Genomic DNA, 24,343 nt, shown 5'->3' on the forward strand with positions numbered 1-24,343 from the left:
GGATGTCAGTCGGCGAGTGACGCGGTGGCGCTGAACCACAGGCGCGACAGGGGCGAGTCGGGCTCACGGATGGCGGCGCGCACGAGGGCGACCAGGTCGTCGGCGAAGGCGGTGACCGTCGAGGCGTCGAACATCTCGGTGCGGTACTCGACCGACACCTGCAACGCGCCCGGCTCGGGGCCCTCGACGACGGACCAGGCCAGATCGTGGACCGCCGTACCGGTGGGCAGGGTGAGCCGTCCCGCCTCCTCCCCCGGCCACCGCACGGCACCGGCCTCGACACCGGCCGCGGAGCCGAGCGCCGCGGGCAGGCGGTGGTGGGCGAAGACGACATCGAAGAGCGGCGCGCGCCCCGGTTCCTGGGGCACGCCGGCCGCGCGGACGATATCGGCGATCGGCACATCCCGGTGGCTCTCGGCGTCCGCGACCACCCCGCGGATCCGCTCGGTGAGCAGGTCGTAGGAGGGATCGTCGGCCAGCGCGATACGCAGGGGCAGGGTGCGCGCGAACGCGCCGATCAGTTCGTCCGTGCCGGGCCGCTCCGGGCCGTCTCCCGTTCCCCCGGGGGCCCGGCCCGGCGTCGTGGTGAGCCCGATGACCGCCTCTTCGGTCTCGGAGCGCAGGGCGAGGAGCGTGGCGATGCCCGCGAGCAGCCCCTCCCGGGCCCCGGCCCGGCTCAGTTCGACGGCGAGTTCCTCCGGAACCCGGAAGGTGTGGGCGGCGCAGGCGCCCGTACCGGCGAGGGGGCGCGGCCGGTCGGCGGGCAGGCCGGAGGCGTGCAGCCCGGCGAGGGTGCGCTTCCAGTGACCGCGCCGGCCGTTGAGCGGACCGTCCGCGAGCGGAAGCGAGTCGTCCTGCCCGCGCGCGTGGTCCGCGTACCGGAACGGGAGTTCGGGCAGTGCGGGCAGACGCGCCGGGTGTCCGCGCAGCCGTGCGCCGTAGAGGGCGAACAGGTCCCGGAAGAACACACCGGGCTGTCCTCCGTCGTAGGCCGTGGGGTGAGTGGTCACCACAAGGATGTGCTCGGTGCGGCCCGTGGTGATCAGCAGCGCGCGCAGCGGGCGGCCCGCCACCGGGTCCAGGGACCGCCGCCCCTCGGCCAGGGCGAGTTCGCGTGCGGCGGCCGTCGGTTCGTCGCGGCCGGAGGTGTCGACGGCGGTGAAGAAGTCACCGCGCAGGGGGCGCAGCACCGCGTGCCGCTCGGCCAGTTCCTGGAACGCGGTCCGCAGCCGTGCTCCGTCCACCTCGCCACGCAGTTCCACGCAGACGCCGACCGGGTCGCCGGGAACGCCGGACGGGACCGGCAGGTCCGGGGCGGCGGCCTCGACGACGGCCGGCACGGTGACAGCCGGATCGGTGACGGTCGGCGGGGCGACGGTCGGCTCGGTGACGGTCGGTTCGGCGACGAACGGATCGGTGACGAACGGATCGGTGACGATCGGGACGCCGGCAGTCCGCTGGGCAGGGGCCGGCTGGACGGGAATCTCCCCGTACGGGGTGTCCTCGTCCGCCGCGACGGCGCGCAACAGCTCGGTCAGCGATGCCGACAGCGCCTCGACCGTACCCGCGTCGAAGAGCTGTGTGGCGTACTCGATCACCACGTCGAGTGATTCCTCGCCCGCCCGCTCGGCGACGACCACCGTGAGGTCGAACTTGGCCGTGCCCTTGGGCAGTCCGGGGAAGTAGGGACCGGTGTCCTCGTGCCCGGCCGCACCGAACAGGTCCTCGCCGAACGCCAGGCCCGCCGGCAGCGTCTGGTGGACGTACATCACGTCGAAGATCGGGTTCCGGCTGGGATCACGCTCCGGTGCGACCTCGCGCACGATCTTGTCGAACGGGATCTCCTGATGGTCCAGCGCGCCCAGCACCACACCCCGCACCTGCCGCAGCAGTTCCCGGAAGGTCGGATCACCGGAGAGGTCGGAGCGCAGGGCGATGGTGTTGTTGAAGAAGCCGAGCAGACCCCACAGTTCGGGGCGGCTGCGGCCGATGGTCGGCGTGCCGATCACGATGTCCCGCTGACCGGACCAGCGCGCGAGCAGCACTTTGAGGCCGGTGAGCAGCACCATGAAGAGCGTGGCGGTCTCCCTGCCGCCCACGGCCCTCAGTCCGTTGACCAGGTCACCGGGGAGGGTGAACCCGTGGGACGCCCCGGCGAAGTCCATGCGTGTGGCACGCGGCCGGTCGGTGGGCAGTGCGAGGGCGGGGGGATTGTTCAACCGCCCGCGCCAGTAGTCGAGTTCGCCGTCGAGCCGGGAGCCCTCCAGCAGTTCCCGCTGCCAGCGCGCGTAGTCCCGGTACTGCACGGGCAGCGGGTCGAACCGGTGTACGCGGCCCTCCAGCCGGGCCGTGTAGAACGCCAGGAACTCCTTCATCTGGATCTGGGGTGCCCAGCCGTCGTTGACCGCGTGGTGCATCGCCCAGCAGAAGAGATACTCCTCGTGCGCGACGCGTACCAGCGTCACCCGGACCAGCGAATCACGGGCGATGTCGAACACCCAGCCGGTCTCGGTCCTGATGATCGCGCGCGCCGCGGCCTCGGGGTCCGGGTCGCCGGTGACGTCCTCGTACCGGAAGAAGTCGCCCAGCTCCGGGCGGATCACGAGCCGTGGCCGTCCGTCGGCCTCGACGAAGTTGGACCGCAGGGTCTCGTGCCGCTGGGCGAGATCCTCCCAGGCGAGCCGGACGGCGTCGGGAACCAGCGGGCCGCGGTGGCGTGAGACGCCGGGCAGGTTGTAGAGCGTGGTGGTCGGGTCCAGCTGGTGGTGGAACCACATGCGTTCCTGTCCGTACGACAGCACCAGTTCCTCGCCGGGGAGGATCGGTGGCAGCGCGTGGCCGTCGTCCTGGGCGGCGGGCACCGCGGCCGACGGCTCCGGCCGTGTCCCGTCTTCCGGCGGGGCCTGCGGCAGCCGGGCCGAGAGGGCGTCGGCGAGGTCGCCGACGACGGGATGGTCGTAGATGTCGACCAGCTTGAGGTGGGCACCGTAGCGCCGCTCCATCCCCTGGACGAGCTGGAGCCCGATGACGGAGTTCCCGCCGATGGCGAAGTAGTCGGCGTCGGCGGGGACTTCGTCCGCGCGGAGCAGGTCGGTGAGGGATTCCCGGAGCCAGCTCAGCACTGTCTGCGGTCCGGCCGGCGCACTCGGACCGGGCCCGGACGACCGCGCGGGCGCGGCGGGTGCGGGGTCGGCGGGCACGGACACCGGCGCGGGTACGGGGGACTCGGGGGCCGCGGGCACAGGAGCCGGAGCGGACGCCGGAGCGGATGTCGGAACGGCCCTGGGCGCGGGAACGTGCGCGGGCGCGGAGACATGAACAGGCCCGGGGGCGCCGGCGGGCGCCGGGACGTGGACGGGTTCACCGGCGGGCGCCGGGGGCGGCACCGCCTCGGCGGCCCTCGTCGCCGGCGCGGCGGCTCCGAAGCCCTCGAAGGAGATGATGTCGCCGACGGGCCGCGCCCAGCAGCGGACGCCCCTGAGCCGGTGGCCGGGCAGCGGGACCCGGTGTCCGGCGCCGCCCCCGCGCTCACCGGCCGCCACCGTCAGCGCGGACCAGTCGGGGTCCCACCCCAGCTCGTAGAGGTGCCCGAGCACGTCGCACACCCCGTCCGTGCCGGAGTCCAGGGTGAGGACGGAGGCACCGGCGCGGCCGTGCAGATACTCCGCCAGCCGCTCGCCCAGCTCACCACGGGCCGCCAGCTCCACGAACACGACGGGTCCGCCCGCGAGTTGTTCGTCCGCCGCCGCCCTCAGCTGTTCCAGCCGGAGCGCCTTCCCGGCCACGGCCGGGTCCTGGCCGCTCGTCGCCCGCTCCAGCGTCGCGGTGTCGGCGGGCGTCAGGGTGTCCCGAAGATGCCGGACGGTATACCGGGAGATCCCGGAACTCATCAGTCCGTCGGGGGCCACTCCGGCCCGGGTCAGCCGGGTGTACGCGGCGAGCTGGCCCCGCACCATCGTGGCGCGGTCGGCCGGTACGGGCAGCCGCTCGGGCAGCGGGCCCGGGAGCGGGCCCGTCTCCGGCGCCCGGCCGGGGTCGGCGTCCCCGGAGAACAGGAACACCACCCGGGGCGCGGCGGCGGACCGGCCCTCGGTCCTGCCCGCCCGCGGTGACGCGGCCGTGGCCGGGGTGTCCAGCCGCTGCCAGGTGGCCTCCGCGGCCAGTCTGACGGCCAGTTCGGTGGTCCGGCGGGCGACCGCGCCGACCCGGTGGGGATGGTGCTCCCGTCCTTCGTTCAGCGTTCTGGCGACATCGGCCAACGGCTGTGTGCTGTGGCGCAGTTCGAGCGAGAGCCGTTCGCACAGGGCGATCAGTTCGGCGGGCGTACGGGCGGATACGCCGACCAACCGCGCGGCGTCGGTGTCCGGTCCGCCGGCCGCTCCGTCGGCCGCGTCGGCGCAGGTGTCCGCCGCACGCGGCCGTACGGCCGTCGCGGGCGCCTGCTCCACCACGCAGTGCGCGTTGACCCCACCGAGGCTGAACGAGCTGACCCCGGCGCGGCGCACCTCGTCGCGCCAGGGCCGGAGCGATGTCACGACGTCGAGGCGGGCACCCTCGAGATCGACCTCGTCCGCCGCCCGTTCGAAGTGCAGCGAGGGGTACAGCTCACCGTGCCGCACGCTGAGGATCGTCTTGACCAGTCCGGCGATTCCGGCGGCGTGGTCCAGGTGTCCGAGGTTGGTCTTCACGGAACCGACCGCGAGGCCGCGGCGGTCGCCGGGGCGGGCGAGCGCCAGCCCCTCCGCCTCGATGGCGTCGCCGAGCCGGGTGCCCGAGCCGTGTGTCTCGACGTACCCGGCCGTCCCGATGTCCAGGTCCGCGCTGCGCCACGCCTTGCGGATGACCTCCGCCTGGGACCGGGCGCTCGGCGTGCTGATGGTGGCGGAGTGCCGGCCGTTGTGTACGACGGCGCTGCCGCGGATCACGGCGTGGATGAACGCGCCGTCCGCCAACGCCCGCTCCAGGGTGGTGAGCAGCAGGACCGCACCCCCCTCGCCGCCGCCCGCTCCGTCCGCGGCGTGGTCGAACGCCCGGGATCTGGCGGTCGGCGAGCTGATGCCGGGGAAGGCCGCCACGGTCGCGGCGGGCGCGACGACATGACGCAGGCTCACCCCGCCGGCCACCGCGTACTCCGCGTCGCCGTCGCGCAGTTCGCGGCATGCCTGGTGTACGGCGACGAGCGAGCCGTTGCAGCCGGTGTCGACGCCGTAACAGGGCCCTGTCAGCCCGAAGATATGGGAGATCCGGGCGGGCAGTATGCAGGGGACGTTGCCGATCATGCTCAGTGTGCCGTGCTCGCGGACCAGCGGCGCGTAGCCGTTGCTCGGGGAGCTGAAGATCACGGCGGTCTGGCTGTCGCGCAGGCCCGAGGGGGCGTATCCGGCGTTCTGCAGGGCCTCGTGGGTGAGTTCGAGGGCGATCCGGTGCTGTGGGTCGGTGACCTCCGCCTCGCGCCGTGACAGACCGAAGTACTCATGGTCGAAGAGATCGATCCGGTCGAGATACCCCAGTTCCGGGTAGTCCGCGGAGGGGTCAAGACAGGTGGACTCGACACGTTCCCGCGGTATGGGGCGCACCGAGTCGACGCCGTTCCGCAGATTCGCCCGGAACGCGTCGAGGCTGTCCGCCTGCGGAAAGCGCGTGGCGATGCCGATGACCGCGACGGCCGGTCGCGCCCGCGTCGTGCCGTCGTGCGCCGTCACCGCGTCTCCCCGCGTCGCGCGGTCCTCGCGCGTCGCGTCGCTCCCGTACGCCGTGCCCGTCCCGCTCATGTCGCCATCCCGTTCATGCAGCACCCTGCCTTCACAGCTCATAAGCGGTCGGGGTTGTGAGGTCTTCCGGCCGAGCGTCCGTGTCCGTGCCCGTGCCCACGCGGCTCGTGATCGCGTCCGCCTGGGCGGAGATGGTGATGAGGTCGAACAGCTCTCCCATGCGCAGCACTCCGGGCCACCGCTGATTCAGCCGGGCGTGCAGATCGATGATCTTGAGGGAACTGCCGCCGACCGCGAAGAAGTTGTCGTCGGCCCCGGTGTCGGAGTGTCTGAGCACGGCCGCCCAGATGGCTCCGACGCTCCGCCGGTGGCCGGTCCACGCCTCCCAGGGGGAGTTCTCGCGCGTCGCGCCCGCGAGCCGGCCGTCGGCCGGATCCCCCGCCGCGCCGCCCTCGGGGCCGCCCGCCGCGACGAGGTCGCGCAAGAGCGCCGTACGGTCGGCCTTGCCGCTGCTGTTCAGCGGCATCCGCGCGACCGGCACGAACACGGTGGGCACGGCCTGTTCCACCAGATGTCCGAGGCAGTGCCGACGCAGTACCATCCCGCCGGGCGGCGTGACCTGGGGCCCGGCGGGCGTGACGAAGGCCGTCAGACGCGGTTCGTCGTCCTCGGCCGGTTCGCAGACCACCACCGCCTGGCCGATGGCGGGATGGCGCTCCAGGACGCTCTCGATCTCGCCCAGTTCGATACGCGTGCCACGGATCTTCACCTGGAGATCGGTTCTGCCGTGGTAGTGCAGCGCGCCCCGTTCGTCGACGAGGGCGAGATCACCGGTGCGGTACAGGCGCGCTCCCGGCCGCCCGAACGGGTCCGCGACGAACCGCTCGGCCGTTCTGCCCGGTTGTCCGGCGTAGCCGAGGGCCACGAACGCGCCGCCGATGTACAGCTCGCCCTCCACCCCGGCCGGTACCTCGCGCAGCCGGTCGTCCAGTACCCATGCCTCGGCGCCCGGCCAGGGCCGGCCGATGGGGATCCGTGGCCGGGAGGCGTCCGGGTCGGGCTCGACGGTGCAGGAGATGATCGTCTCGGTGGGGCCGTACTCGTTCGCCAGCCGCACGCCGGGCAGCCGCTCGTGGTGGGTGCGCACCAGCTCCGGCGTACAGACCTCGCCCGCGACCACCACCAGCCGCAGGGAATCGGGGAGCAGCCGGCTCTCGTCCAGCAGCGCCCGGTAGTAGGAGGGGACGACGATGAGGTGGGTCGTCCGGTGTGCGCCGGCCAGCCGGGCGAGTTCCCGGACCTGCCTCAGCTGCCGCAGATCGGGCAGCAGCAGTGTGTGGCCGTTGCGGAACGACCAGAACATCCCGCCGAGCATGCCGTCGAACGACAGCCGCATCGCCATCAGGAAGGTGGAGGGTTCGGTGCCGTAGACCCCGGCGCGGGAGCCGATGGACGCGGCGAGCTGGGCGCGGCTGACCATGACCCCCTTGGGGAGCCCGGTCGATCCCGAGGTGTAGACGAGGTAGGCGGGGGCGTCCTCGGAGACCGGCGGGTACCCCTCGTCCACGTCGGCGACGCGCGCGCCCGTCTCGATGAGGTCGGGTATCCGGAGTCCGGCGGCTTCGAGCCGCTCCGGCGGGTCCGCCAGGCCCGTCATGGCCGGGTCGTCTCCGGTGTTCAGCACCACCGCGCAGTCGGTGTCCCGGAACAGCGCCCGTACGCGCGAGGCCGGCAGGTCGGGTTCGAGCGCGGCCCAGGCGGCGCCGATCCGGAGCGCGGCGAGTACCGCGATCACGGCGAGGGCGCTCTGCTCGACGCGGATGCAGATGACCCGGCCGGGCCGCGCGCCGCGCTGCCGCAGGAGCTGGGCGAGCCCGGCCGAGGCGTGGTCGAGTTCGCGGTAGGTGAGGACCGCTTCCCCGACGATGAGGGCGGTCGTCCCCGGGGAGCGGGCGGCTTGCTGCCGGAAGGCGGCCAGGATCGGCCCGTGTTCGGTCATGATCGGCCTCCGTCCGGTCTCGGTCGCACCCTGTTCAGTGACGACCGGATCCTGTCCGGTCGCGGTCGGCCCCTGCTCTGTCGCGGTCGTGCCCTGCTCTGTCGCGGTCGTCCCCTGGGCGCGGGGCCCAGCGGCTCCGTCGCGGTCGCGCGCGTCGCTGTACACCACCGTCTCCCCCTTCTCACTCCACGCCGGTGATCACACGGGTATGGCTGTGGTGCTCCGGAGCCGGACGGTCCTGATCGACCGCGAGCACCATGTGGCCCTCCTCGGTGGCGACCGGCCGATACCCCGCGAACCGGAGCGTGACCAGCATGTTCCGGTTGACGTCGGTGGGCACGAAGTGCGCGACGGGCCGGCGGCCCTCCGCCAGCGCTTCCCTGACCAGATGGTTGAGGAGGACGCCGCCCACTCCCCGTGACGCGACCCGGCAGGACATCAGCATCAGCCGCAGGACCGAGTCCGCGGGCGTGAGTTCGGTGACGGCCAGGCCGATGATCCCGTAGTCGCCGAACCGGTCGCTGAGCCGCGCCACCCGCACCTGATGGTCCGGCGAAGCGCTGAGCGCCCGCAGTTCGTCCGCGTCGTAGGTCAGACCGGTGCTGTTGAGCTGATGGGTCCTGACGGTCAGTTCGCTGGCCCGGGACAGGTCGTCCTCGGTGGCCGGCCGCAGCCGCATGACCAGGTCGAGCGAGGCGAGGAAGGCCTGCCGGTCCTCGCCGAACTCCTCTTCGGCCTCCCGGCGCCGCCACTCGGTGCGGTAGAGCGCGCGTCGGCGGGACCCCTCCTCGGTGACCTGCGCCGGCTGGAATTCGGCGCGGTCCGGGAGCCGGCCGACCTCGTCGGCCGGGTAGCAGCGGACCATGGGCAGCGCCGCCTCGACCTCGGCACGTTCCGCCGGGTCGTTGTCGACGAACGCGAGGGTGTCCAGACCGATGTTGAGGGTCTCGGCGATACGGCGCAGCGCGCCGGACTTGGCACCCCAGCCGACCTGCACCGCGCAGAACCAGTCGTCCAGGCCGCGTTCCGTCAGATGGCGGGTGACGGCGGTGTGTTCGCTGCGGCTGGCGGCGGCGTGCAGGATGCCCCGCTTGTCCAGTGCGCTCAGGGTCTCCAGCGCCTCGGGGAACGGCTCCGGGTCGTCGTTCTCCAGTACGACCCCGTCCCACAGCGTGTCGTCGAGGTCCCACACCAGGCACTTGACGACGGGAGCGGGAGCGGTCAGCGGGGCGCGCGCCGGGGCGCCCTGGTCCGCCGTCATACCGGCTCCCCGGGGTGTCGTGTGGCGGAGGCGGGCGGCGTGCCGAACTGACGCAGAAGGCGATCGGCTATGTGGAGTTCGGACACGTGCTGCGCTCCTTCGATGATCTCCATGACCTTGGCGTCCCGGAAGTGGCGCCCCGGTCTGCTGTCGGGCTCGCAGCCGGCCGAGCCGAGGATCTGTACGGTGTCGCGGCTGACCGAGGCGGCGGCAGCGGCGGCCGCGTACTTGGCGACGATGGTCTCCGTGACGCCCCTGCCCGCACCCGGCGCGCGGAACTCCGCCGCCCGGCGGGCCAGTTCACGCGCGCCCGCGGTCTCCACCGCGCAGCGGGCCAGCAGCGACCGGACGAGTTGGTGGTCGGCGAGCGGCACGCCGCCCTGGGAGCGGGTGGCGGCGTGCGTGGCCGCGTCGGCGACACACGCCTCGGCCATGCCCACGCATCCCCAGGCGACCGTGAAGCGGCCGTGGTCGAGCGCGGTGGCCGCGACATGGGACAGCCCGAGCCCCGGCGGGGCGACGAGATGGCTCCGGGGGACCCGTACCGCGTCGAAGGTCACATGCGCGATCCGCGCGGCGCGCATACCGAGCTGGCCGGTCACCGGCTCCCGGCTCACGCCCGTACGGCCGGCCTCGACGAGCACGGTGGCGGGCTTGCCGCGGCTCTTCCCCAGTACCAGGAAGACATCGGCCACCTCACCGAAGGTGATCCACTTCTTGCGGCCGCTCACCTCGATGTGCGCGCCGTCGCCGGAGTCCTCGATACGGGTCTCCACGGCCCCGAGCGCGCTGCCGGCCGCCTGTTCCGTGGCCGCGAAGCCCGCGGTCAGCTCACCGCTCGCCAGCCTCGGGAGCCAGTGGGCGCGCTGCTCCCGGGTGCCCCAGCGCGCCAGCGCCGCCGCGACCATGCCCTGGACGGTCAGCAGCCCGCGCAGGGCGCTGCACACCCCGCCCAGGTGTGCGGCCACTTCGCCGAGCGCCGCGGGGCCGAGGCCCGCTCCCCCGTACCTCCGGGGCAGGTCGGCGCCGAGCAGTCCCGCCGCGGCCATGTCCTCGCGTACGGAGCCGGGCAGTCCGCCGGTCCGGTCCCAGACGGCGGCCGGGCCCCGTACCCGGGCGGCGAGTTCGGCCGCCACGTGTACCAAGGACTCGTCCGCGGCGGCGGGTTGTCCGTCCCCCGGCCGGCCGCCGGCCGCCGGCGCGTCGTGCATCAGGGTGTCGGCCGGCGGCCCGGCTCCGGGCGGCGCGGCGTCAGGCACCCTGGTCATGGGTTTCCGTCAGCCGGCCGGACCCGGTCTTGCGGAGCACGAACTCCGTGATACGGGTGGCAGTGCGGAAGCTGTCCAGGTCGAGGTCCTCCACCTCCACGGTGAACGAGAAGCGCTCCTCGACGAAGGTCACCAGTTCCAGCGCGAAGAGCGAGTCCGCGAGGCCCAGGGCGAAGTAGTCGTCGTCCGGGCCGATCGGCCGGCGGAGCGCCGCGGTCAGGAATTCCGTGACCTCTTCGGTGATGCCGTTCACGCCACACCCTCCTGTGGTCCTATCTCGACCAGCAGCAGACTCCAGGCGGCTACCGGACTGGCATTGATCAGTACGACGCGGTCCCCCGTGGCGAGTTCCTTGCGCTCCAGGGCCGTGTAGAGGTTCAGGAAGACATCGTTCGAGCCGAGGTGTCCGTAGCGCCGGAGGTTCTCCCGGCAGACGGGCAGGATGTCGATGCCGAGGGATTCCTCGGTGAAGGTGAAGCTGCCGGCGGACAGGTTATGGCTGAGATATCCGCGGATGTCCGCCGGGCGCAGACCGTTGCGTTCCAGGACCTCGCGCAGCATCGCCGCGAGCGCGCCGCGTGTCTCCATGGCGAGCCGGAAGGAGTAGGTGGCCGGGTCGCCGCACTCCTCGCGCCACTGCGCGGTGGGCCGGTCCCGGTACTTCACCTGGAAGAGGTCCCAGTACTGGCCGTTCGTCCGCTGCGCGATGTCGAGGATCCGGACGGGCCCGCGGCGGGAGAGCAGCAGTGCCTGCCCGCCGTCGCCGTTGATCGTCACGGGATGGCGGTAACGCACCGCCGCGGCCGGTTTGCTGCCGTGCACGACCAGGACGTTGTCCAGCGCGGCGTCCCCGGCGAGCAGTCCGCGGGCGGTGATCAGCGCGGCGCTGATCGAGACACAGCCGAGCCCGCCCACCGTGAGGGCCGTCGCCGCACCGGCACCGAGCAGATGCTGCAGCCGGGTCACCTCGGAGCTGAGCAGGGTCTCCGGTGCCCGTGACTCGACCATGATCAGGGCTCCCAGCTCCCGGGCGTCCACCCCGGAGCGGTCGAGCACACGGCGCGCGGCGTGCTCGCAGAGGTCCACCGCGCTCACCCGGTCGTCCGCCCGTACGGTGTCGATCCCCAGGCTGCCGCGGGTGCGGAGTTCGGTCTCGTCCCAGGCCGCCAGTCCGCCGACCGGCACGACCGGCTCCGGCAGATACCAGGCGGCCTCGCGTACGGCGAGCGGTGCCGTGTCACCGCGCTCGGCTGGATCGGTCACGCGCGCTCCCTCTCGGTCCTGAGTGGCGGGAATCCTGGGCTTCTGAGCATCGGCGCTGTACTGACCATCGGCGCTGCCGGGCAAAGGAGTTGGGGAGAGCGGCGGGAACAGCCCACGGGCTGTGTTCGCTGGACCGATCACCACACCGTGCGGTCGGATGTAAGCACCGACCCAACCCCGGGTCATATGACGCAGGTCACATCGAAATGAGGAACGAGAGCGTCCATTTCCTGACATACATCACGCCCGGCCATGACATCCGTCACCGGGGGCCAGGACAGCCCCCTTTCGCGCACACGCCCGCGAGGGACGGCACTTTCCGGCCGACACACTCCCCCGGGGCTGGACTGTGACCCAAATCACTTCTGGGCGATTTGGCTGTGGCCGAATGCTCACCCTTCCTTCGGGCGCCGCGTCCGGGCCGACGCCGTGCGGGGCGAAAGAAAATCTCCGTGAGCCCTGGACCGGAAGGGACCTGTCCGCTTACCTTCTAGACATGCCTGGACAGGTACACAAGCACCATCGCATCGCCCGCGTTCTCGCCGACGAGATCCGCGCCGGCGTCCACACCGACGGCAGCAGACTGCCCGGGGAGCACGCACTCACCCAGCGGTTCGGCGTCAGCCGCACCACCTTGCGGCAGGCGCTCCAGGTCCTCGGTGAAGAGGGGCTGATCTCCACCCACGCGGGGATCGGCTCGTTCGTCACCTTCGACGGGACGCCACTGGACAACCGCCTCGGCTGGACGCGGGCACTCGCCGAGCAGGGCACCGAGCTGACGACCGAGACCCTCCGCTTCGAGGAGGTGACCGACCGGGAGCTGGCCGAGGAACTGGGGCTCGCGTCGAGCGCGTTCATCGCCCTGGACCGGGTCAGACGGCTCGCCGACGGACAGGGCGTGTCGCTCGAACACAGCAGGGTCCCCGCCACCGGCGACCTCTCCGGACTGCCGGAGCGCGGACTCGACGGCGGCTCGCTCAACCGGGCGCTGATCGCCGCCGGCCGTGTCACCGATTCCGGCGAGGGCCTGGTGTCGGTCCGGGGGCTCGACGCGGCGGAGGCCGCCGTCCTGCACCGCTCACCGGGCGAGTCCTTCCTGCGGCTCGCCCAGGTCTACCGGGCCGCCGACGGCTCGGTCGTCGAGCAGGTCACCAGCCTGCTGGACCCCGCCAGATTCGAACTGCGTGTCCGCTCCGGCCGAGGAGACCGACTGTGACCGACCGACTCGACCGCGCCCTGGGCGCGTACTACGGACTCGCCCTCGGCGACGCTCTCGGTATGCCCACGCAGGTGATGTCCCGGGAGGACGTCGTACGGGTCTACGGCACCCTCACCGGCTTCGAGGCCGCCCGCCCCGACAACCCGGTCAGCGCGGGCATGCCGGCCGGCTCCGTCACCGACGACACCGACCAGGCCGTCATCGTCGGCCGGCTGATCGACGAGGGCCGCGGCCGGATCGACCCGCTGCGCCTCGCCCAGGAGCTGCTCGACTGGGAGAAGGAGATGAAGGCCAAGGGCTCCTTCGATCTCCTCGGCCCGTCCACCAAGACCGCTCTGGACGCGGTGGCCCGTGGCGTACCGGCGCGGGAGGCGGGAAGGTACGGCACGACCAACGGCGCCGCCATGCGCGTCACCCCGGTCGGGATCGCCTTCTCCGTCGAACCGCTGGAATCCTTCCTCGACCATGTCGTGGAGTCCTGCCAGGTCACGCATGACACGACCATCGGGATCGCGGGCGCGTCGGCCGTCGCCGCCGCGGTCAGCACCGGTGTCGGCGGGGGCACACTGGGGGAGGCCGTCGCCACCGCGGTGGCCGCCGCCCGTGCGGGCGCGCGTCGCGGACACTGGATCGCCGGGGCCGATATCGCCTCCCGGATCGAGTGGGCGTGGGAGCTGGTACGGGGCCTCCCGGAGGCCGAGGCCCTGGACCGGATCTGCGCGCTCATCGGTACCAGCGTGGCCAGCCAGGAGTCGGTGCCCGCCGCCTTCGCGGTACTCGCCGTGGCCGACGGTGATCCATGGCACGCCGCCCTGCTCGCCGCCGGCCTCGGGGGCGACAGCGACACCATCGGCGCCATCGCGGGCGCGATCGCCGGATCGGTCGCCGGGCTCTCGGCGCTGCCGGCCGAGGCCGTCCGGACGCTCCGTACCGTCAACTCCCTCGCACTCGAACCCCTGACCACCCGGCTGCTCGCCCTCCGCTGAGCCGCCCCGAGACTCTGGGCAGCGCCCGCCTCCGGGCCCCTGCTGCCCCGGGAACCCGCTCCTCCGCTGTCCCCACCCACCCCTTCGCACCGTGCTAGGAGGTTCCGTCATGGCCGCTTCGAAGACGAACGATCGCGTCGGTGCCATCGAGACCCGAGGGATCGAACCGGTCCCCGACCACGAGCGGCACGGCCAGGCCGGCCAGATGTTCTGGACCTGGTTCGCCGCCAATATCAGCATCCTCGGGCTCCCGCTCGGCGCGACCCTCGTCGCCTTCCGCGGCCTGAACATCTGGCAGGCGGTGCTCGTCGCCGTCGTCGGCGCCTTCGGCTCCTTCGCGCTGGTGGGGGCCCTGAGCCTGGCGGGCAAGAAGGGCGGCGCACCGGCGCTCACCCTGTCCCGCGCGGTCTTCGGACAGCGGGGCAACGCGGGTCCGACCCTGATCACCTGGCTGAGCCGGGTCGGCTGGGAGACGATCACCACGACCACCGCGGCGTACGCGCTGCTCGCGCTGCTGGGCATCGCGTTCGGAGTCGGCCGGAACACCGTGCTCACACTCGTCTGTCTGCTGGTCTTCATCGCCTGCACGCTGCTGATCAGCGGTCTCGGCCACGCCACCATCATGTGGATCAACAAGTGGGCCACGGTCGTCTTCGGCGTCCTCAATCTGATCGTGATGGGCTTCCTGGCCGCCACCGTCGACTGGACCGAGGTCCTCGACGCCCCGGCCGGTCCGACCAGCGGTGTGATCGCGGGCATCGGCTTCATCGCGGCGGGCACCGGGATCGGCTGGGCCAACGCGGGTGCGGACTACGCCCGTTATCTGCCCCGCGAGATTCCGGGCAGGCGGCTGATCGTGGCCTCGGCGTTCGGCGCGGGCATCCCGCTCGTGCTGCTGATCTCGCTCGGCTCACTGCTCTCCGCGGGCGATCCGACGCTCGCCACGGCCTCGGACCCGGTCGCCGCCATCAACGCGATGCTGCCCTCCTGGATGGCGATCCCCTATCTGATCGCGGCCTTCGGCGGACTGCTGATGTCGAACCATCTCTCCACCTACTCCGCCGGACTGACGATGATCACCCTGGGGCTGCGGGTGCCGCGCCCGGTGGCCGTCGCCCTCGATGTGGTGCTGATGTTCGCCGGCGGTATCTACTTCATGCTGATCGCCGACGACTTCTACGGCCCCTTCTCCACCTTCCTGACCCTGCTGGCCGTACCCATCTCGGCCTGGATCGGGGTCATCGCGGTGGACTCGCTGCGCGGGCGTACGTACGACTCCGAGGCGCTGATGGACACCACCCGCACCAGCCGGTACTGGTACGCGGGCGGCTTCCACCGTCCCGCCGTCCTCGGCTGGGCCGTCGCCATCGTGGCCGGTCTGCTCTTCACCGAGGCGTCGACGAGCGAGACCGACGTCTGGTTCGCGGGCCCGCTCTCCGACACCTGGTTCGGAGTGAACGGGCTGGGCTGGGCGATCTCGATGGCCGTCGGCGCGGCGGTGTACGCGCTGTCCGGCCGCCGTACCGGCGCCGCGGCCGGCACCGGGGACGAGCCCGTCGCCCCCGGGCTCCAGGAGGCCGGACGATGAGCGGCCGTCTCGTCCTCGCCGGGAATGTCATCGCCGATCTGGTGATCGAGATCCCCGCGCTGCCCGAACGCGGCGGCGACGTCATCGGCACACGCACGGAACTGACCGCGGGCGGCGGTTTCAACACCCTCGTCGCGGCCCGCCGTCTCGGTACGGCAGCGGTCTTCGCCGGACTGCACGGCACGGGGCCGTACGGCGATCTCGTACGCGAGGCGCTCGCCGCCGAACACATCGGAACGCTGCTGCCCACCCGTACCGACGGCGACACCGGCTTCACCGTGGCCCTGGTCGACGGCGGCGGCGAACGCACCTTCGTCACCAGCTTCGGAGTCGACGCGGAACTGACGCGGGCGGATGTCGAGGCGGTCGCCGCGCGGCTCCTCCCCGGCGATGTGGTGCAGCTCTCCGGCTATGGGCTGGTGATGCCGGTCAACGGCCCGCTGCTGTCCCGCTTCGCGGCGGGGCTGCCGGCGGACATCATGGTCTGTTTCGACCCGGCACCGCTGGTGGCCGACATCCCCGAGGCGGTCCTCGCCCCAGTCCTGGCCCGTACGGACTGGCTCAGCGGGAATGCCCGCGAGGCCCGGCTGATGACCGGCCACGAGGATCCGCGCACGGCGGCCGCGGCGCTGCGGGAACGGCTGGCGCCGGGCGCCGGGGTGCTCGTACGGGCCGACAGGGACGGCTGCTGGCTGGCGGCGCCCGGCGAGGCGCCGCGGCATGTGCCGGGGTTCCCGGTCGACGCCGTCGACAGCAACGGGGCGGGGGACGCGCACGTCGGCTCGTTCCTGGCCCTGCTCGGCCAGGGCCACGACCCGCTGACGGCCGCGCGCGGCGCCAACGCGGCGGCGGCGTACGCGGTGGGGCGCCGCGGCCCCGCCACCGCGCCGGACCGCGCGCAACTGGCGGCGTTCCTGGACGGGGACCCCCTGGCGCGGCGGCTGTTCGGCGCGGACGACCGCTGACGGCCGACCGGTTCTCCCGGCCGCCACTCCGGGACGCCGCGCGGTCACCGACGCCATCCGCCGGGACCGCGCGCCCTGGAAGCTCGACGCCACGCCGGGGCGGGCGCAGCTACGCCTGGGCGGGCGTCGTCGCCGTGGCGCAGGCCGGGTGGCCCCAGCCGTCCGGGTTCTTGGCGATGGGTTCGCCGGCGGCGTAGGAGCGCCCACAACGGCAGCGGCCGGGGAACTTGGCGTTGAGTGTCCTCTTCGAGTTCCCCGCGCTGCGCTGCCGCGACGGGGCCGCCTTCGCCGCACCGCCCGCTCCCGCTCCCGAGGCGCGACCACGGGCGCCGCCGGAGCGTACGGTGTCGGGCGCGGCCGGCGGCTCCGGGGAGTCGTACGCGCTGCCCGCGGCTTCCTGGGCGATCGCCGCCTGGCTGGCCGCCCGGTCGGCGAAGTCGTTGAACCGGTCGCCGTTCACCTGGTGCGCGGGCACGTACCGGAATTCCACCGAGCGCCCCGTGAGCAGTGCGTCGATACGGACGACCAGTTCCTGGTTGGCCACGGGCTTGCCCGCGGACGTCTTCCAGCCCTTGCGCTTCCAGCCGGGCAGCCAGGTCGTCACCGCCTTCATGGCGTACTGGGAGTCCATCCGGATCTCCAGCGGGACGCCGGGGTCGGCGGCCGTCAGCAAGCGCTCCAGCGCGGTGAGTTCCGCGACGTTGTTGGTCGCCGTGCCCAGTGGGCCCGCCTCCCACCGTACGGAGGTCCCGTCGCCCTCGGCGATGACCCAGGCCCAGCCGGCGGGCCCGGGATTTCCTTTCGACGCCCCGTCACACGCGGCGATAACGCGTTCAGCCATGCCACCGATCATGCCAGTGCCGCGCGGCCGGCCGAGCACCGCACCCTCGTCGCCCTCGTCTCAGACTCCGGTCAGCCGCAGGACGACCTTGCCCATGGCGTGGCCGCCCTGGCTGATCTCGTGGGCCTTCGCCACGTCGGCGAGCGTGAACTCCGCGGCGATACGGACGCCGAACTTTCCCTCGTCGGCGAGGCGCGCGGCCTTGGCCAGGGCGTCGAACGCCGACGCCGTGGTGGTGACCCGTACGCCGTGCTCGGCGGCGGAGAGATCGGCGATGCTCACCACCCTGTCGGGGGAACCGGTGATCGCGACCAGGTCCGGCAGCCCTCCCTTGCCGACGGTGTCGAGCGCGGCGTCGACCCCGTCCGGGGCCAGGGCGGCCACGCGCTCGGGCAGGCCAGGGCCGTAGGTGGTGGGCTCGGCGCCGAGGGAGCGCAGATACGCGTGGTTGGACTCACCGGCCGTGCCGATGACGGCGACCCCGTCGGCCAGCGCGAACTGCGCGGCGGCACTGCCCACCCCGCCCGCGGCGCCGTCGATCAGCAGCGTCTGTCCGGGGGACGGGCCGAGGAGCTCCAGGGCGCGCGCCGCGGTCTCCGCGCCGAACGCGAGCCCGCCCGCCTGGGACCAGTCCAGCGAGGCGGGCTTCGGGGCGAAGTGGTCCAGGACGGCGAACTGCGCGGAGGTCGCGGCGCCGAGCCCGAACACCTCGTCCCCCACGGCGACCGCGTCGACGCCCTCGCCGACCTCGTCGACGACACCGGCCGCCTCCCTGCCGGGGATCGCGGGCAGTTTCTGCGGCATCAGTTCCTTGAGCTGCCCTGCCCGCGTCCGCCAGTCGACAGGGTTCACCCCGGCGGCGTACACCGCGATGCGGACCTGTCCTGGACCGGCGTGCGGTTCCGGCATGGTGGCCACCCCGAGAACCGACGGGCCGCCGTACTCCGCGTACTCCACTGCCAGCATGTCCGCGCGTCCTCTCGGTTCGGTACCGCCCTCCCCCACCCCCACTCTGTGGCACACCTCTGTGCGGCACATCTCGCGGAGCGGCCGTTCGGCGCCGGCGCCGTACGCACATCCCGTGCGCACGCCGTGCGGACACGGGTCAGGAACGACGCGCGGCGGCACCGTCCAGCGCGGCGGTGAGTCTGCCGAGCGTCCGGTGCAGCGCGGTGAGTTCACCCTCGTCGAAGCCGGTCGAGCTGAGAATCGTCTCGGGCAGTACGCGGGCGCGCCGCTTGAGCGCGGCCCCCGAGGCGGTCGGACGGACGCTGACCGAGCGCTCGTCGCTGCGGCTGCGCTCGCGCACCACGAGCCCGGCCGCTTCCAGCCGCTTGAGCAGGGGCGAGAGGGTCCCGGAGTCGAGGCGGAGGGCGAGGCCCAGCTCCTTGACGGTCAGCACGTCGTGCTCCCAGAGGGCGAGCATCGCCAGGTACTGCGGATAGGTGAGGCCCAACTCCCCCAGAAGCGGCCGGTAGAGCGCGTCGAACGCGCGGGAGGCCGCGTGCAGCGCGAAGCACACCTGCCGGTCCAGGCGCAGCAGCTCCTCCGAGCCCGCCGCCCCGCGTACCGACGGGAGGGATTGTGCCGCCCCGCCTTCCAGGGCTGTGTCCGCTGAGCGATCCATAGAGCCATCGTACTCTTTGGTTGTGTGCAATTGAATTGCGCTACACTATTTCTGCGGGGATCGGCCGGCGCCCCCGTCGCCGACCGGTCCCCCGCCATGCCGCACCACTCTTGAGGAGATCCGATGACCACGACGCACTACACCGCCATCGCCACCGCGAACGGCCGCGACGGCCGGGCCGTCAGCTCCGACGGCCTTCTGGACGTCCAGCTGGCGCCGCCGCGCGAAATGGGCGGCAGCGGCAAGGGCACCAACCCCGAGCAGCTCTTCGCCGCCGGTTACGCCGCCTGTTTCGCCAGCGCTCTGGGCGCGGTCGGCCGGGCGGGCGGTCATGACACCAAGGACGCGTCCGTGACGGCCGAGGTCGGCATCGGCGGCGATGTGGCCTCGGGCTTCGGGCTCTCCGTCGTCCTGCGGGTCGAGCTGCCCGAGCACCTCGAAGGCCCACTGGGCCAGGAACTCGTCGACCAGGCCCACCAGGTCTGCCCGTACTCCAACGCCACTCGGGGCAACATCCCGGTCGAGCTGGTCATCGAGTAGCGGTCCGGACCGTAATGGGTCCGGACCGATATGGGATCCGGACGTTGTGAGGCCCGGACGGTCATGGGCGGCGGCGGTCCAGCCACGCGCGGGTCTGCGCCGCCGCCAGGGCGACGAGGTCCCCCTGGGCCACGTTGAAGTCCATGGCGTGCAGACCGGTCAGTCCCGCGGGCGCGGAGGCGGGGAAGTGCGAGAGGTCCCCGCCGACCTGGAGCCAGTCGGCGCTGGCCGTTCCGTCGGTGGCATGGGTGCACTCCCCCGTGAGCGCGTCGGGGTGGCGGGCGAAGCCCGTGGGCAGGTCCGGGAGCTGGTAGCCGTTCAGGGGCACTGCCAGAGGTCCGTTCGGCAGCAGCGCGCTGCCGCCGATCAGCCGCCGCGTGGGCAGATACAGATCGAGCGGTACGCGGGCGCCGGCGGCCTCGCCGCGCAGCAGCGCCGCCGGGTTGACGCAGACCACGCGGTGACCGGGGCTCGCCGTTCTGCCGATCACGGCGGGCAGGGAGCCCCGGGGCAGGGAGTAGGTGGCGTACGAGACCACACAGCCGGTGGGCATCGGGGCGCCGCCGGGTCGCCGGCAGGCGGGGATGTGCTGGAACGTCGACGCGGGGTCGGCTCCACCGCCCGCGTCCCGGCCCTCGGGCACCTCGATGTTCCCGCCGAGCAGCGCGGCGACGACGAGTTGCCGCCGCACCCCCGGGTGTTCGTCGACGCGCTCCCGCATCAGCGCGGCGGCGACGGCGGTGCCCTGGGAGTGGCCGAGGATGACGACGCCGCGCCGCTCGCCGGTCTCCGGGTCACGGTTGTCATGGGTCCAGTAGTCGTCCCAGGCGTCCCGGATGTCCATGGTGGCCGTGGTCAGGTCGGCGCCCGAGCCCACCACGATCCCGGCGAGCAGAGCGGGCAGCGGCACCTGGCGGTAGACCGGGACGAACATCCGGCACAGTCCGGCGAAGCGGGCGCTCTGCATGAGCGTCACGGCGTGATGGACGTCCCGTGGCACCGGCGGCCGGCCGCCGGTCTGGAGCGGTGGATTGGGCAGCAGGTCCACCGTCGGGTACGCGTAGAAGCAGTCCACGGGCGGCTTCCCGGTGACGGTGAACGGCTCACGCCTCCCGCTCGCGCCGGCCGTGAACCGGGTGGCGTCCAGGAGCCGGGTCCCACCGCTCGGGTAGTGGGTGACCAGCTCGGGGCCGGCCGACTGGGGCATGCCCTTGGCGTCCTGCCCGCAGGGGTTGTGCACCAAACCGGGTCGGCACAGCCAGACGGTACGGTCCAGCGGCCGCGTGCCCTGGACGGCGGCGGCCGAGACGGGTGCCGGGCTCGCTCCCGCGCTCGTGGGCAGCAGCACCAGCGCGAGAACCGCGGCCACCGGAATCAGGAGTCTTCGCACAGCGTCCATACGGGGCACGGGGGTTCCCTCCGATCGGCAGGCCCGGTCACTGTCCACGCGGGCCGGTTCGGCCCGTCTCCCTCACCTTGATCCAAAGGGACAGACTTCACACCCCGGGCGCCGAGGATGGCGACAACCGGCCAACGGGACCGGCACCCGTCGCCGGGGCGGTGCCCCTGTCCCCACGACGGGCCGCGTGCGCGCGTCGGCCCACGGTGCGGTCGTGCGCGCCCCGGACCTCCGGCGGCCGGACGGCGCCTGTCTCACCCTCCACCTGAGGGTTGGCCCCGGCGGTCCGGCCGCGTCGGATGCCACGTGTCAGGACAGGACCTCGGCGAGCCGACGCCACTCGGCGCGCGGCAGGGCTCCCGGCGCGCCGGGAGAGCTGTCACCCGTGACGATCTGGAGGGCGACATGGTCGGCGCCGGCCGCGTGGAAGGCGTCGATACGGTCCCGGATCCGGGCCGCGTCGCCCCAGGCGTAGACGGCGTCGATCAGCCGGTCGCTGCCGCCGCCGGTGAAATCGTCCTCGGTGAACCCCAGCCGCAGGAAGCTGTTGGTGTAGTTGGGCAGGCCGAGATACATCGCGAGATAGCCGCGGGCCGCGGCGCGGGCGGTGTCCGGATCGGTGTCCAGGACGACCTTCAGCTCGGGGGCGAGCAGCGGGCCGGGGCCGAGGAGTTCACGAGCCTGGGCGGTGTGTTCGGGGGTGACGAGGTACGGGTGCGCGCCGCCCGCGCGGTCACGGGAGAGTTCGAGCATCTTCGGCCCGAGGGCGGCCAGTACGATCCGCCCGGCCGGCACTCCTGCCGCGTCCAGCGCGTCGAGGTAGCCGACCATCGCCGAGTAGGGGCGCCGGTACTGCGCGGCGAGCTTGGCGTGGCTGGCGCCGAGCCCGAGCAGGAACCGCCCCGGGTGCCCGGATTCCAGCGTGTGGAAGCGGGCGGCCGCGTCGGCGGCCTCGTACTGCCAGATGCTGAGGATGCCGGTGGCGACGGTGAGCCGGGAGGTGGCCTCGATGAGGGGTACCGCGTGCTCGACACCGCTGCTGCCGCCCAGCCAGACGGCGCCGAAGCCGAGCTGCTCCAGTTCGGCGGCGGCCTCGGGAATCTCCGCGCGCACGGCGGCGTCCTCGGAGCGGAGTTCCGCGCTCCAGATCCCGTAACGGCCCACGGATTCCCGCAGATTCACCATCGTGTTGTCTCCCGCATGGACTCGGATCCAGTGATGACCGTGCCAACCCGGGTCCCGCGCGGCCTATTCCTGAGGCTTTCCCGGGTTCCTGGGGCTTTCCGGGGCTCCTGGAGCACACGGGACGGCTGTTCCCCGGGCACCCGGGGACGGATGGGGTGGCGCCCCCGTCATCATCACCGGCCGGGGCGGCACCCGCCCCGCCCACGCCGCCGAACAGCCCAACGGCCCAACGGCTCAGCGGCTCAGCGGCTCAGCGGCTCGATAGCTCAACGGTCCGACGTGCCTCCGGCCCCGGGACCCGGCGCGGACCAGGTGCGGCGCTTCGGCCGGGGCCGGGCGTACCCTCCCGTACGGCTTGTCCGCAGGCCCAGCGCCACCAGTGACTCGGCGAGTCTGACGGCCGCGCCGACGCCGTCGACGACGGGCATCCCCAGCCGGTCCCCCAGCGTGCGCCGGAGCCCGGTCATCCCCGCGCAACCGAGCACCAGCACCTCGGCGCCCGCGTCCCTGGCGCGCTCGGCGGCGGCGAGGAACGCCTCGGTGGTGCGCCGGTCGTCGCCGAGATCGAGGACGCCGAGGCCGGTGCCGACGACGGCGGCGCAGTGCGCGGCGACCCCGGCCGTGTGCAGGCTGTCCTCGATCTGGCCGCGGGACCGGTCGAGTGTGGTGATGACGCCGTACCGCCGTCCGAGCAGGCAGGCCAGATGGGCGGCGGCTTCCGTGATGTCGACGACGGGCACGTCGAGGAGTTCGCGGGCGCCCTCGCGGCCGTGCTCGCCGAACCCGGCCATGACGACGGCGTCGTACGGCTCCTCCTCGTACCCGCGCAGCGTGTCGAGGACGGCCGCCGCCGACAGATAGCTGTCGAGCCAGCCCTCGGCGGACTCCGGTCCCCAGGCGGGGGTGAGCCCGGTGATCGTGGTGCCGGGTCCGGCGGCTGTCCGGGCTCCGCGCACGATCTCCTCGGTCATCGCCCGGGTCGTGTTGCAGTTGGTGACGAGGATCCGCACGCCGGTCAGCCCTCCGTCGGCCCTGCGGCGAGGGACCGGGCGCGTTCGGCCCGGCAGAGCAGGGCGTAGAGGGCGGCGCCCGCGGCCGTACCGATGAACCAGGAGTACGGCGCGATGTCACCGAAGTACGGCACGAGCGCGAAGACGGCGGCGACGGCGGCCGAGGGCAGGAAGGCCCAGAGCGCCTTCGGGTTGACGCCCCCGCGGTAGTAGTAGCGGGACTCCGGCCGCGCGTCGAAGAGCTGGCCGACATCGATACGGCCGCGCTTGACCCAGTAGTAGTCGATCATGATCACACCGAACAACGGCCCGAGAAAGGCGCCGAGTCCGCCGAGGAAGTAGTTCACGACATGGGGGTTGGAGTAGAGGTTCCACGGTGTGACCAGCAGCGCGGCGACGGTGCTGATCATTCCGCCGGTACGGAAGGTGATCTTCTGTGGCCAGACATTGGCCAGGTCGTACGCGGGTGAGACGAAGTTGGCGACGATATTGACGCCCATGGTGGCGATGGCGAAGGTGAGCGCGCCCAGCACCAGGACCCAGGTGTTGCCGGCCTTCGCGACCAGCAGCGCGGGGTCGGTGATCGCCTCGCCGAAGACCTCGATGGATCCGGCCGTGACGATGACGGAGACGATGACGAACGCCGTCGAGTTGATGGGCAGCCCCCAGAAGTTGCCGCGCTTGACGGTGCGGTAGTCGGGGGCGAAACGCGAGAAGTCGCAGAAGTTGAGCATGAGCGTTCCGTAGGTCGCGAGGATCAGCCCGATCGCGCCGAACCACTGGCCGAACTGCTCCCCGGTGGAGACGGGGTTCGGCGTGGAGGTGAGCGGGATCGTCCAGCCGGCCTCGGCGAGGATCCAGACGGCGAGCACGATCATCACCAGCCAGATCGCCGGGCCGCAGAAGTCCTGGAACCTGCGCACCGACTCCATGCCGCGGCTGATGATCAGCGCCTGGGCGACCCAGAGGGCGAGGAACGAGACCCAGCCCAGCGCGTTGAGCCCGAGGAAGGAGTGCTCGGTCCACGAGACGAGATCCGGTACCGCCGCGAGCAGCATCACGTTGACCGCGACGGAGGCCAGATAGGTCTGGATCCCGTACCACATGATGGCGATCACGGCGCGGATCAGGGCGGGGACATTGGCTCCCCATATGCCGAAGCTGATGCGGCTGACCACCGGGAACGGCACGCCGTGCCGCTGCCCTATGCGACCCATCAGATTCATCCCGACGTAGATGAGGACGAAGCCGACGAGCAGCGAGGTGAAGATCTGCCAGACGTTCAGACCGAGCACCAGGAGCCCGGCGGCGAAGGTGTAGTTGCCGAGGTTGTGGACATCCGACATCCACAGGGCGAAGAGGTCGAAGACCTTCCACTTCCGTTCGCCGGCCGGGGCCAGATCCTCGTTGGTGAGCCGGGGGTCAGGGACGAACGCGGGGGTGCCGGCGGTTTCGGCACGGTCGGTGAGGGTCACGGGGCC

General features: G+C 72.6%; 18 protein-coding genes. 5 read left to right on the forward strand and 13 right to left on the reverse strand.

Annotated features, from left to right (window positions below; genetic code table 11):
- Window positions 1-5 precede the first annotated feature (5 nt).
- The 6 genes from ACIOGX_RS26900 to ACIOGX_RS26925 all read right to left on the reverse strand — a co-directional run bounded on the left by ACIOGX_RS26900 (window position 6) and on the right by ACIOGX_RS26925 (window position 11,502).
- Window positions 6-5,771: a condensation domain-containing protein gene (locus ACIOGX_RS26900; protein ID WP_401916967.1), complete on the reverse strand. Its 5,766-nt coding sequence runs from the start codon at window positions 5,769-5,771 to the stop codon at window positions 6-8.
- 31 nt (window positions 5,772-5,802) lie between these two features.
- Window positions 5,803-7,710: an amino acid adenylation domain-containing protein gene (locus ACIOGX_RS26905; protein ID WP_401916970.1), complete on the reverse strand. Its 1,908-nt coding sequence runs from the start codon at window positions 7,708-7,710 to the stop codon at window positions 5,803-5,805.
- Window positions 7,711-7,891: 181 nt separating this feature from the next.
- Window positions 7,892-8,971: an HAD-IIIC family phosphatase gene (locus ACIOGX_RS26910; protein WP_383964425.1), complete on the reverse strand. Its 1,080-nt coding sequence runs from the start codon at window positions 8,969-8,971 to the stop codon at window positions 7,892-7,894.
- On the reverse strand, window positions 8,968-10,239 hold the full coding sequence (locus ACIOGX_RS26915; protein WP_356513538.1) for an acyl-CoA dehydrogenase family protein: 1,272 nt from the start codon (window positions 10,237-10,239) through the stop codon (window positions 8,968-8,970). The genes ACIOGX_RS26910 and ACIOGX_RS26915 overlap by 4 nt, the downstream gene beginning before the upstream one ends.
- Window positions 10,223-10,492: an acyl carrier protein gene (locus ACIOGX_RS26920; protein WP_129766497.1), complete on the reverse strand. Its 270-nt coding sequence runs from the start codon at window positions 10,490-10,492 to the stop codon at window positions 10,223-10,225. Before ACIOGX_RS26920 ends, ACIOGX_RS26915 begins: the two co-directional genes overlap by 17 nt.
- On the reverse strand, window positions 10,489-11,502 hold the full coding sequence (locus ACIOGX_RS26925) for a ketoacyl-ACP synthase III family protein (RefSeq protein WP_356513536.1): 1,014 nt from the start codon (window positions 11,500-11,502) through the stop codon (window positions 10,489-10,491). The genes ACIOGX_RS26920 and ACIOGX_RS26925 overlap by 4 nt, the downstream gene beginning before the upstream one ends.
- A gap of 496 nt (window positions 11,503-11,998) precedes the next feature.
- On the opposite strand from ACIOGX_RS26925, the gene ACIOGX_RS26930 reads away from it, so the two are divergent.
- From ACIOGX_RS26930 to ACIOGX_RS26945, 4 genes are all read left to right on the forward strand, one after another.
- Window positions 11,999-12,718, forward strand: a complete 720-nt coding sequence (locus ACIOGX_RS26930) for a GntR family transcriptional regulator (RefSeq protein WP_401916974.1) — start codon at window positions 11,999-12,001, stop codon at window positions 12,716-12,718.
- Window positions 12,715-13,707 (forward strand): ADP-ribosylglycohydrolase family protein, encoded by a 993-nt coding sequence (locus ACIOGX_RS26935; RefSeq protein ID WP_383964438.1) that lies wholly within the window; start codon window positions 12,715-12,717, stop codon window positions 13,705-13,707. The genes ACIOGX_RS26930 and ACIOGX_RS26935 overlap by 4 nt, the downstream gene beginning before the upstream one ends.
- A gap of 109 nt (window positions 13,708-13,816) precedes the next feature.
- Window positions 13,817-15,295, forward strand: coding sequence for a purine-cytosine permease family protein (locus ACIOGX_RS26940; protein WP_401916977.1), 1,479 nt, complete (start codon window positions 13,817-13,819; stop codon window positions 15,293-15,295).
- Window positions 15,292-16,260, forward strand: a complete 969-nt coding sequence (locus ACIOGX_RS26945) for a PfkB family carbohydrate kinase (protein ID WP_401916980.1) — start codon at window positions 15,292-15,294, stop codon at window positions 16,258-16,260. Before ACIOGX_RS26940 ends, ACIOGX_RS26945 begins: the two co-directional genes overlap by 4 nt.
- 109 nt (window positions 16,261-16,369) lie before the next feature.
- Here ACIOGX_RS26945 and ACIOGX_RS26950 read toward each other — a convergent pair whose 3' ends face one another.
- The 3 genes from ACIOGX_RS26950 to ACIOGX_RS26960 all read right to left on the reverse strand — a co-directional run bounded on the left by ACIOGX_RS26950 (window position 16,370) and on the right by ACIOGX_RS26960 (window position 18,728).
- Window positions 16,370-17,113: a ribonuclease H gene (locus tag ACIOGX_RS26950; RefSeq protein ID WP_356513526.1), complete on the reverse strand. Its 744-nt coding sequence runs from the start codon at window positions 17,111-17,113 to the stop codon at window positions 16,370-16,372.
- A 48-nt stretch (window positions 17,114-17,161) separates the two neighbouring features.
- Window positions 17,162-18,067: an NADP-dependent oxidoreductase gene (locus ACIOGX_RS26955; RefSeq protein ID WP_383964448.1), complete on the reverse strand. Its 906-nt coding sequence runs from the start codon at window positions 18,065-18,067 to the stop codon at window positions 17,162-17,164.
- A gap of 139 nt (window positions 18,068-18,206) precedes the next feature.
- A complete protein-coding gene (locus ACIOGX_RS26960; protein ID WP_356513522.1) occupies window positions 18,207-18,728 on the reverse strand; it encodes a MarR family transcriptional regulator in 522 nt (173 codons plus the stop codon).
- A gap of 123 nt (window positions 18,729-18,851) precedes the next feature.
- On the opposite strand from ACIOGX_RS26960, the gene ACIOGX_RS26965 reads away from it, so the two are divergent.
- The gene (locus ACIOGX_RS26965; protein WP_129766489.1) at window positions 18,852-19,268 is read left to right on the forward strand and encodes an organic hydroperoxide resistance protein; all 417 of its coding nucleotides are present in this window, start codon (window positions 18,852-18,854) and stop codon (window positions 19,266-19,268) included.
- Between the two features lie 61 nt (window positions 19,269-19,329).
- Here ACIOGX_RS26965 and ACIOGX_RS26970 read toward each other — a convergent pair whose 3' ends face one another.
- The 4 genes from ACIOGX_RS26970 to ACIOGX_RS26985 all read right to left on the reverse strand — a co-directional run bounded on the left by ACIOGX_RS26970 (window position 19,330) and on the right by ACIOGX_RS26985 (window position 24,337).
- Window positions 19,330-20,667: a DUF3089 domain-containing protein gene (locus ACIOGX_RS26970; protein WP_401916985.1), complete on the reverse strand. Its 1,338-nt coding sequence runs from the start codon at window positions 20,665-20,667 to the stop codon at window positions 19,330-19,332.
- Window positions 20,668-20,976: 309 nt separating this feature from the next.
- On the reverse strand, window positions 20,977-21,852 hold the full coding sequence (locus tag ACIOGX_RS26975; protein WP_384766999.1) for an LLM class F420-dependent oxidoreductase: 876 nt from the start codon (window positions 21,850-21,852) through the stop codon (window positions 20,977-20,979).
- Between the two features lie 266 nt (window positions 21,853-22,118).
- A complete protein-coding gene (locus tag ACIOGX_RS26980; protein ID WP_383964461.1) occupies window positions 22,119-22,862 on the reverse strand; it encodes an aspartate/glutamate racemase family protein in 744 nt (247 codons plus the stop codon).
- 5 nt (window positions 22,863-22,867) lie between these two features.
- Window positions 22,868-24,337, reverse strand: coding sequence for an NCS1 family nucleobase:cation symporter-1 (locus tag ACIOGX_RS26985; RefSeq protein WP_401916989.1), 1,470 nt, complete (start codon window positions 24,335-24,337; stop codon window positions 22,868-22,870).
- Window positions 24,338-24,343 lie beyond the last annotated feature (6 nt).

The sequence above is a fragment of the Streptomyces sp. NPDC088147 genome (genome assembly GCF_044741565.1).
Taxonomy (GTDB): domain Bacteria; phylum Actinomycetota; class Actinomycetes; order Streptomycetales; family Streptomycetaceae; genus Streptomyces.